This window comes from Candidatus Methylomirabilota bacterium (genome assembly GCA_035315345.1).
In the GTDB taxonomy this organism is placed as follows: Bacteria; Methylomirabilota; Methylomirabilia; order Rokubacteriales; family CSP1-6; genus CAMLFJ01.
Genome location: DATFYA010000112.1, coordinates 1 through 8,956 on the forward strand (window position 1 = coordinate 1; position 8,956 = coordinate 8,956).

General features: G+C 72.2%; 10 protein-coding genes. 4 read left to right on the forward strand and 6 right to left on the reverse strand.

The window, feature by feature from the left end; translation table 11 throughout:
* The 6 genes from VKN16_15840 to VKN16_15865 all read right to left on the reverse strand — a co-directional run.
* Positions 1-626, reverse strand: a 626-nt coding sequence (locus VKN16_15840; protein HME95678.1) for an ABC transporter substrate-binding protein, incomplete at its 3' end; no start/stop codon positions are given.
* A 98-nt stretch (positions 627-724) separates the two neighbouring features.
* A complete protein-coding gene (locus VKN16_15845; GenBank protein ID HME95679.1) occupies positions 725-946 on the reverse strand; it encodes a YgiT-type zinc finger protein in 222 nt (73 codons plus the stop codon).
* A complete protein-coding gene (locus VKN16_15850; protein ID HME95680.1) occupies positions 943-1,200 on the reverse strand; it encodes a DUF4258 domain-containing protein in 258 nt (85 codons plus the stop codon). Before VKN16_15850 ends, VKN16_15845 begins: the two co-directional genes overlap by 4 nt.
* A gap of 90 nt (positions 1,201-1,290) precedes the next feature.
* Positions 1,291-3,111, reverse strand: a complete 1,821-nt coding sequence (locus tag VKN16_15855; GenBank protein HME95681.1) for a hydantoinase B/oxoprolinase family protein — start codon at positions 3,109-3,111, stop codon at positions 1,291-1,293.
* On the reverse strand, positions 3,108-5,252 hold the full coding sequence (locus VKN16_15860; protein ID HME95682.1) for a hydantoinase/oxoprolinase family protein: 2,145 nt from the start codon (positions 5,250-5,252) through the stop codon (positions 3,108-3,110). Before VKN16_15860 ends, VKN16_15855 begins: the two co-directional genes overlap by 4 nt.
* Before the next feature lie 10 nt (positions 5,253-5,262).
* Entirely contained in the window at positions 5,263-6,552 is a 1,290-nt protein-coding gene (locus VKN16_15865) for an FAD-binding oxidoreductase (GenBank protein ID HME95683.1), read from the reverse strand.
* Between the two features lie 181 nt (positions 6,553-6,733).
* Between VKN16_15865 and VKN16_15870 the strand changes: the two genes are divergently transcribed.
* From VKN16_15870 to VKN16_15885, 4 genes are all read left to right on the forward strand, one after another.
* Positions 6,734-7,309 (forward strand): hypothetical protein, encoded by a 576-nt coding sequence (locus tag VKN16_15870; GenBank protein ID HME95684.1) that lies wholly within the window; start codon positions 6,734-6,736, stop codon positions 7,307-7,309.
* Positions 7,306-8,430 (forward strand): hypothetical protein, encoded by a 1,125-nt coding sequence (locus tag VKN16_15875; GenBank protein ID HME95685.1) that lies wholly within the window; start codon positions 7,306-7,308, stop codon positions 8,428-8,430. The genes VKN16_15870 and VKN16_15875 overlap by 4 nt, the downstream gene beginning before the upstream one ends.
* Complete coding sequence (locus VKN16_15880; protein HME95686.1) at positions 8,427-8,711, forward strand: hypothetical protein; 285 nt, start codon at positions 8,427-8,429, stop codon at positions 8,709-8,711. The genes VKN16_15875 and VKN16_15880 overlap by 4 nt, the downstream gene beginning before the upstream one ends.
* Before the next feature lie 21 nt (positions 8,712-8,732).
* Positions 8,733-8,956 (forward strand): UGSC family (seleno)protein (locus VKN16_15885; GenBank protein HME95687.1); only part of this gene is annotated, 224 nt, incomplete at its 3' end.

Sequence of the window (8,956 nt, forward strand, 5' to 3'; positions counted from 1 at the left end):
TTGGCCTGGAACCCGATCGCCGGGTCGTAACGCGTCAGCTGGTACGAGCCGGATCCGGCCTCGTTGTTGGTGAGCCACGCCGCGCCCCAGTCGCCGTCCTTCTCGTGCTTCTTGAGCAGGGCGGAGTTGACCACGTGAATCTCGGGCACCACCGCCAGGAAGATGGCCGCGGGCTTGGCGAGCGTGAACTGGACGGTGTACTTGTCCAGCGCCTTGGTGGCGCCCGGGGCCAGCATGCCGCCGATCAGGGCGGCCGCGCCCTTCTTCATGGCCAGGATGCGCTCGGCGCTGTAGCGCACGTCCTCGGCGGTGATCTCGGTGCCGTCGTGGAACTTGGCGCCCTGGCGCAGCTTGAAGGTGTAGGTGAGCCCGTCCGGCGAGACGGTATGGCTCTCGGCCAGCCACGGCTCGAGCTTCGGCGGGTTGTCCTCCCACCGATAGAGCCCGTCGTAGAGGTTCAGGCGCACCGCCACCCGGCCGACGTCGAACGCGGCGTGCGGGTCGAGCGTGTCGTAGGGGCTCTCGTTCGCGAAGACGAACTTGGTCTGCGCGGTGGCCGGCGCGGCGAAGAGCGCCGTCAGCAACACCAGAACGACGGCGAGAGTTAGCCAGGGGCGGTGGGTCATGTGCAGCCTCCAGTTCGGAGTGTCAGGGCACCGACGATGTGGCGGGATTCTACAGCGCCACCACCGGCGTCGACAAGGGCCGCGCGACATCGAGCGACTTAGGCGGCGTAGCGGATGACCTCGAGCTCCGTTCCTCCGCCCACCTGGCGTAGGATCTGGTCGACGCGAGCGAGCACTGCGTCCTCGAGAAGATACTGTGGACAATTCGCGCATTGCAGGACAGGCAGCGCCTTGAGAATGACGATGCCCGGCTCCCGAACCTTGAAGGGCAGATCTGTCGTAATCGGGGACAGCCCAGCCCCGCACACCTCGCATCTCATTGGTGCCACCTCCTCGTCCTGAGATCGGCCTGCCAGTCTCCTGGGTTCGGCCGGTATGACGTGACGACGCGGACATTATCACCCTCGACGTCGGTTGCGAACAGCACATGGAATGCGTCCGTTCCGTGCCGCGCGAGAATCAGGTAGCTCGGGAGGTACTTGTCGTCCGGGTACGCCTCGACCAACTCGTAGGAGGCCACGGCCGCCAAAACGAGCTCGCGGGGAATGAATCGGCCGGCAAGCCGCATGTTCACGTGGTAGGTCCAGAGGATTCGTCCTCGACGGACGCGATCCTGGATGAATCCTACCGGATCGTCAGGGAGTCTCCGGTCAGATGGGGCCAGTCAACAATCTCCGTGCTCCACCGGCGGGCCGAAGTACCTCCCGCGGTGGAACATGCGCACCGCCCCGCGCGGCCGAGCCCGCAGCGCCGCGGTGGCCGCCGCGTCGATCTCTCCGCGCTCGTCGATGACCACGCCGTAGTCCTCCCGCGCGGCGCCGACCGAGACCACGCCGCCCAGCACGTCGCGGCGCACGCGGTCCAGCGCGCGGTCGAAGGGATGGCCCCAGCCGCCGCCCCCGCTGGTGGAGAGGCGCAGCACGTCGCCCCGGCGCAGCACGTTGCCGTCGGACATGGGCGCGAGCACGCGCTCGTCCGGCCGGCCGGGATTCACCACGCAGCGCCCGGGACGGCCGGCATGGCCACCGTTGACGCCGGCGGGCGGGAACAGGATGTTGTCCTGGCGGATGGCGACGACCGCCTCCTCGGCGGTCAGCTCGATCTCGCGGATCACGCCGGAGCCGCCGCGGAAGCGCCCCGGTCCGCCCGAGTCCTGGTGCAGCGCGTAGCGGCGCAGGCGCAGGGGGAAGACCATCTCCATGAACTCCGCCGGGTAGTTCTTCTGGGCCACGTAGTAGATGGCGTCGAGGCCGTCCGCGAACGGCCGCGCGCCGTAGCCGACCGCGACGCCGTCGCTGCAGAGGAAGAACTCGTTGCGGGCCCGGTCGAAGCCGCGGAGGAAGTAGATGTTGTAGACCGAGTTCGGCGCCGGCACGTCGCCGCCGGTGGCCAGCGCCAGCAGCGCGAGCACGCTCGACTGCACGCGGGCCAGCGTGTGCGCGCGGTTGCCGAGCGGGGCGGGCCAGTGCGGCTGCAGGATGCTGCCGGGCCGCACCAGCACCTCGTCGATGGCCTCCTGTGCGCCGTCGTTGAGCAGCACGGTGGGATGCCCCGAGAGCAGGTAGATGCCCACGATCAGCTTCGGCACGCTGGGATGCATGATGAAGTTGATCGGGCCGCGGGCCTGGTCGTCGCTGGCGCGCGTGTCCAGCGTGATGCGGCCGCCCTCCTTGGCGAGGCTCATCCGCACGTGGAACGAGCGGTCGCTCATGCCGTCGCCGTCCACCGCGTCCTCGGTCTCGTAGGTGCCGTCGGGGATCCGCGACTCCAGCGTCTTGCGGATCGTGTCGCGGCACTGCTGCTCGAACAGCGCCCACGCGGCCAGCACCGTCTCGGCCCCGAAGCGGTCGAACAGCTCGAGGACGCGGCGCTCGCCGAGCCGGCAGCCCGCGAGAACCGCGCGGATGTCGCCCCGCAGGATGTCGGGGAAGCGCGAGTTGCGGAGGAAGATGCGGAAGGCCTCGTCGTTCAGCACGCCCTCACGGTAGATGCGCACGGCGGGGACGATGATGCCCTCGTGGAAGATCTCCGTGGCGTCCGGGGAGATGCTGCCCGCCCGCATGCCGCCGATGTCCCAGAAATGGCCCCACGTCTGCGAGAAGGCAACGAGCTTGCCCCGGTGGAACACCGGCGCCGCGAAGACCATGTCCGGCGAGTGCGAGACGCCGCCGCGCGAGCCGTGGCAGTCGTTGTACCAGTAGAGGTCGCCGGGCCGCATCGTCTCCGGCGGGTACTGGTTGAAGATGATCTCGGTGAGGTTGCCGAACAGCGGCACCATCGTCCCGCACACCACGCGGCCCTGCGCGTCGAGGATGCCCGCGAAGTAGTCGTTCTTCTCGCGGATGAACGGCGACATCGCGGTGCGCTCGATCACCGCTTCCATGTGCATCTGCGCCGCGCGCAGGGCGCCGCGGATGATCTCGCGGGTCACGGGGTCGAGGACGGGGGCGGGGCGGCGGCGCGGGCTGCGATGCGGGCGTTTCATCGCGACCTACCCCTCACCCTGCCCTCGCCCCGGAGGGGAGAGGGAGAGGGGCCGCCCGGAGAGTGCGTGGGCTGAATGATCAGGTTGCCGATACGGTCGACCCGCGCCCGGTACCCCGGCGGCACCACCGTCGTGGTGTCGGGCTGCTCGACGATGGCCGGGCCCGTGACCACCGCGCCCGCGTTCAGCCGCTCGCGCTCGATGCAGGGGCACGGCGTCCATCCCGCGCCGGCGAAGTGGACGCGGCGCCGCGGCGGGCGCTGGGGGGCCGCACGGCGGCGGGGCAGGGGCGGCAGCGTGAAGCGGCGCACGCGCCCGGCCGCGGCCACCCGCAGCGTGACGATCTCGACCGGCGCGTCCGGCAATGCATAGGTGTAGAGCTGCCGGTGCCGGTCGTGGAATCGCGCGAGCAGCGCGTCCACCGCGAGCCCGCGCTCGGGCCACGGCACCGTGAGCTCGAAGCCCTGGTGGCGATAGCGCAGGTCGGCCAGGCGTGTGAGCCGGCGCGCAGACGCGGGCACGCCCTCCGCGGCCAGCCACGACCGGGCCTGACCCTCGAGCTCGGCGTATACGCCGGCGACCGCGTCCAGGTCGTAGTCGGGCGGCTTCTGCAGGCTCGTCCGCGCGTAGTCGTTGCGCACCTCGGTGCCGAGCAGGCCGAACGTCGACAGCACCCCGGGGTGGCGCGGCACGAGCACGGTGCCCATGCCGAGGAGGGCGGCCAGATCGGCGCCGTGCAGCGGGCCCGCGCCGCCGAACGGCACGAGCACGAAGTCGCGCGGGTCGTACCCGCGCTCGACCGAGACCAGCCGGAGCGCACCCACCATGTTGTTGTTGACGATGTCGAGGATGCCCTGCGCGGCCGCGGCAAGAGGCAGGCCCAGCGGCCGGGCCACGCGCTCCTCGATGGCGCGGCGCGCGCGCTCGACGTCGAGCGCGATCTCGCCGCCGAGCAGGTGCGCGGGAATGCGCCCGAGCACCAGGTGCGCGTCGGTGACGGTGGGCTCCTCGCCGCCCGCGCCGTAGCACACGGGCCCCGGCTGCGCGCCCGCGCTCTCGGGCCCGACGGTGAGCGTGCCGTCCTCGGTGACGCGCGCGATCGAGCCGCCGCCGGCCCCGATGGTGTGGATGTCGATCATCGGCACGTGCAGGGGCCAGGCCCCGACGCGGCCCTCCGTGGTGACCTCCGCCTCGCCTCCGCGGATGAGGCACACGTCGGCGCTGGTGCCCCCGACGTCGACCGAGATCAGGTCGGCGAAGCCGGCCGCCTCCCCGATGCGCCGCGCGCCGATCACGCCGGCGGCCGGTCCGGAGAGCGCGGTGTGGATGGCCTGCGTGCGGACCACGTCGGCGCCGATGACGCCGCCGTTGGACTTCATGATCGACAGCGGCGCGTCGATCCCGCGCGAGCGCAGCTCGCCGGCCAGCCGCGCGACGTAGCGCCCGACCAGCGGCTGCACGTAGGCGTTCAGCACGGTGCCCATCGACCGCTCGAACTCGCGGAACACCGGCAGCACCTCCGAGGAGAGCGATACCGCCGCGCCGGGGTGCTCCTCGAGCAGCCGCGCGCGGGCCCGCCGCTCGTGCCCGGGATCGGCGTAGCTGTGCAGGAAGCAGATCGCGATCGAATCCACGCCGGCCTCCCGCAGGCGACGGGCCGCCGCGCGCACCGCGGCCTCGTCGAGGGGCTCCAGCTCCGCGCCGTCCACCGCGATCCGCCCGCCGACCTCGAAGATCAGCTCGGGAGCGACCGGCCGTCGCGGCTTCACCCACGCGAACATGTTGGCCCGCCGCGGGATGTCGTGGCGGCCGATCTCGAGCACGTCGCGGAAGCCCGCGGTGGTGAGCAGCCCGATGGCCGCGCCCTTGCCCTCGAGGATCGCGTTGGTGGCGGTGGTGGTCCCGTGCAGGACGTGCCGTAACGCGGCGGCCTCGGTCGAGGCCAGTCGCAGCGCCTTGTCGATGCCGACGATGAATCCGGCCGACGGGTCCTGCGGCGTCGTCGGCGTCTTGGTGATCCAGAGGCGCCCGCTCGCCTCGTGCACGAGCGCGACGTCGGTGAAGGTGCCGCCGACGTCGAGGGCGATCGCGTAGCCCTTCGTATGCGGCGAGCGACGGGGCGTGACCGGCCGGGGTGTCACGGGCTCGGGCTCACAGGACGTTGCGCGGCTTGCCGATGGCACCCTCGGCGAAGCGCGAGAAGCGGAACGGGGCGATGTCCAGCGACGGCTTGCCGTCCACGATCAGCTCGGACACGAGGCGGCCGGCGATCGGCCCCATCGCGAAGCCGTGCCCGCTGAAGCCGGTGGCCAGCACGAGGCCGCGGAGGGCGGGGATGTCCCCGAGCACCGGCACCAGGTCCGGCGTGGCGTCGATGTAGCCGGCCCAGCTCCGCGCGATGCCGAGCGCGGGCAGCGAGGGCAGCATGCGCCCGAGCTCGACGAGGCTGCGCCGCACCTTCGTCCGGTTCGGCGAGGGCTCGATGCCGCGGTCCCAGACGAGCGGGCGCCGGCGCGCCGCGGAGCCGGGCAGCGCGGCGGCCAGGCTGGCCAGCAGCGGGCGGCCCACGTGGAAGCGGAACCGCTTCTTGTTCTTCCAGTAGTTCGGCAGGAAGAAGCGCAGCTGTCGCAGGGAATCGAGCGTGAGGTCGTGGTCCAGCGCGCCGCCGGCCGCGATGTTGAAGCTGCCGTCGCGACGCTGGCGAAACGCCACCCGCGGCCCCCAGACCGCGCACGCGGTGACGGCGGGCGCGGGCGTCGTGCGCGCCACCGTGCCGCGCACCCAGCGCTGCGGCAGGTCGACCCCGAGCATGCGGCAGAGCCGCGCGGACCAGGCGCCGGCCGCGCACACCACGGTGGACGCGCGGATCTCGCCCTGCTCGGTGACGACGGAGGCCACCGCCCCGCCGCGCGTGGTGAGGCCCTGGACCGCGCAGTCGAGATGGAGGCTCGCGCCCTGGGCGACGGCGGCGCGGGCGAACGCGTCGGTGGCCTTCTCCGGGTCGGCGTGGCCGTCGTCGGGCGTGTGCATGCCGCCGGCCCACGTGCCGGCCAGCCCGGGGACCACGGCCTGCAGATCGCGGGGGCGGAGCAGGCGCGTGTCGAGCCCGAACTCGCGCGCCACCGGCAGCCACTCCTCGAAGCGCGCCAGCCCTTGCGCGTCGTCGGCGAGCGCCAGGTTGCCGCCCTGCACCCACTCGATATCGGCGCCCAGCTCGCGCGGGAGACTTCGCCAGAGCCGGTTCGCCTCCATGACGAGCGGCATCTCGTCCGGATCGCGCCCCTGCTGCCGCACGAACCCCCAGTTCTTCCGCGACTGCTCGCCCGGCACGGGCCCGCGCTCGACGACGGCGACGCGCACACCCCGGCGCGCGAGGGAATACGCGGTGGCGCACCCGACGATGCCGGCCCCCACGACGACGACATCCGCCTCGCGGTCCATGATCGGCGGTATCGTCAGCGAAAGCCGAGGGCGTGTCAAACCCTCATCCCTGTGACAACCCTCTCCCCTCCGGGGAGCGAGCCCGCCCCAACACCCTCTCCCCTCCGGGGAGAGGGCAGGGTGAGGGGCCCGCTGCTATGCTGTGCTTCAAGGAAACGCCACCACGCGGAAGGAGCCCCACATGAATCCTTCACCGCTGAGAGCCGCACTGCTGAGAGCCTCGCTGCTGTCCGCGTTGATCACCCCGATCGTCGCCGGCTGCGTCATCCCGCCGGAGCCCGGCTCCGCCACCCCGCCCCGCAGTCAGGTGATGCAGGCCGACGCGCGCGCCCTGGCCTACGGGCGCTCGGCGCCCGAGATCCTCAACAACCCGCAGCTCGGCGACAAGCTGCGCGCCCTCTTCGGCGCCGACTGGTCCCCGCCCACACCCGGCGGCGTCGGCAAGCCGATGGCCGCCGCCCCCGTGTATTTCGAGATCGGCGGCCCCGTTCGAATGGTGCAGGTGGGGGACGCCAACTACATCGCCGTCACCGGCTGCGCCAGGCAAAACTGCGCGAAGCAGCGCGGCCTCCTGCTCATCCGCGAGGGCGGCGAGCAGCTGCTGGCGCGCCTGGACGAGGGCGGCTTCCTCCACCAGTACGCCTACGGTCCCGGGATGACCGGCAACTCCGCCGCCGCCGGCGCCACGCTGGAAGGCGCCCTCATCGCCCTCGAGCGCCTGTCCGACGGCAGCCCGTACCCGCGCCCCGCGCCGTGAGCGACGACCAGCATCCCGGGATCGATGTGGACGATCCCTGGCAGGCGATCGAGACCTGCTTCGCGCAAGACTGGACGGACGGCCTTCCGGTGGTGCCGCCCACCGCCGCCCTCGTGGAGCGCATGCTCGCGGGCGGGCCGTGGCGGGCCGACGAGGTTCTGCTCCACGAGCCGGTGCGCAACCGCGCCGTCACCGCGTGGCACGCGGCGATCAATGCGGTCATGGCCGGATGCCGGCCGGAGTACTTCCCCGTGGTGGGAGCCACGCTCTCCGCCATCGGCGAGCCCGACTTCACGCTCCACGGTCCGGCCACGAGCACCGGCGGCGCGGCGCTCATGGTCATTGTCAACGGCCCGGTGTGCGAAGCGATCGGCCTTCACGGGGGCGGGAACCTCTTCGGCCCAGGGGTCCGCGCCAATGCCACGATCGGGCGGGCGCTCCGGCTCGTGCTCCTGAACTGCCTCGGCTGCCACCCGGGCGTGCTCGATCAGTCGACCCAGGGCTGGGCGGGGAAGTACACGCTCTGCTTCGCCGAGCACGAGGCGGCGAGCCCCTGGGAGCCGCTGCACGTGTCCCGCGGCTTCCGGCGCACGCAGTCGGCGGTGACCGTGTTCGCCGCGGAGTCGGGCCACAATATCCTGGTCCACGCGGCGAGCGAGCCCGAGACCCTCCTCACTGCGTTTGCCGACGCCATGGCGGGCCTCGGGAGCCTGAGCCCGGGCCGGTCGGTCATCGTCCTGTCGCCCGAGCACGCGCAGCACCTGACGCGGGCGGGCTGGTCGCGCGCCCGGACCCAGGCGTGGCTCTACGAACACGCCCGACGGCCCCTCGCCGACCTCAAGCGGGCCGGAAAGATCGAGGCCCAGTTCCTCCTGAATGCGGAGACGCGCCGGTGGCTCTACGCGCATGCGCCCGGCGGCGCGGAGACGGCCCCGAGCGGGCCCGACGTCCACACGCGCGTCCGGCCGGGCGACACGGACGTCTCCGTCCATCGCGGTCTTGGCCCCGACGATATCCTGATCTGCGCGGGCGGCGGCGCCGCGGGCGGGCACAGCGCCTTCTTCCCCTCGTGGAGTCGCGGGCGCAGCGTGCCGTTCGTCAGCAAGGAGGTCCCCGTATGACACGCATCCTCGACCCGACCCTGCGCGCAGTCCCGCCCCGGACGGCGGCGCGCGCTTCCCGGCCTCCGCGCCTCGCCGGCGCGGCGCTCGGACTCCTCGCCAATGGCAAGACCCACGGCATGGTGTTTCTCGAGCGCGTGGCGGAGTACCTGCGCACGCGACACGACGTGGGCGCGCTGGTGCGCGTCACCAAGGCGAATCCGAGTGCTCCCGCGCGCTCCGAGGACGCCGCGCTCCTTGTCGCACAGTGTGCGGCGGTCGTCACCGCCATCGGCGATTGAGGGAGCTGCTCGTCGGGCAGTGTGCTCGACGCCATCAACCTCGAGAAGCAGGGGATCCCCGCGGTCGCCGTCGTGACCGGGCCGTTCGCCCGAACGGCGGCGGTCCTGGCCGAGCTGAACGGCATGCCCGACTACCCGTTCGTGATCGTGCCGCATCCCTTCGGAAGCCTCGACGAAGCGACCGTGCGCTCGCGAGCGGATGCGGTCGTGGAGAAGATCGAGCGTCTCTTGCTGGGCGGAGAGAA

Excerpts from the sequence above, each read along its gene's own strand:
- VKN16_15870 (HME95684.1), top strand. The coding sequence starts at position 6,734 with ATGAATCCTTCACCGCTGAGAGCCGCACTGCTGAGAGCCTCGCTGCTG.
- VKN16_15845 (HME95679.1), bottom strand. The coding sequence starts at position 946 with ATGAGATGCGAGGTGTGCGGGGCTGGGCTGTCCCCGATTACGACAGAT.
- VKN16_15855 (HME95681.1), bottom strand. The coding sequence starts at position 3,111 with ATGAAACGCCCGCATCGCAGCCCGCGCCGCCGCCCCGCCCCCGTCCTC.
- VKN16_15880 (HME95686.1), top strand. The coding sequence starts at position 8,427 with ATGACACGCATCCTCGACCCGACCCTGCGCGCAGTCCCGCCCCGGACG.
- VKN16_15865 (HME95683.1), bottom strand. The coding sequence starts at position 6,552 with ATGGACCGCGAGGCGGATGTCGTCGTCGTGGGGGCCGGCATCGTCGGG.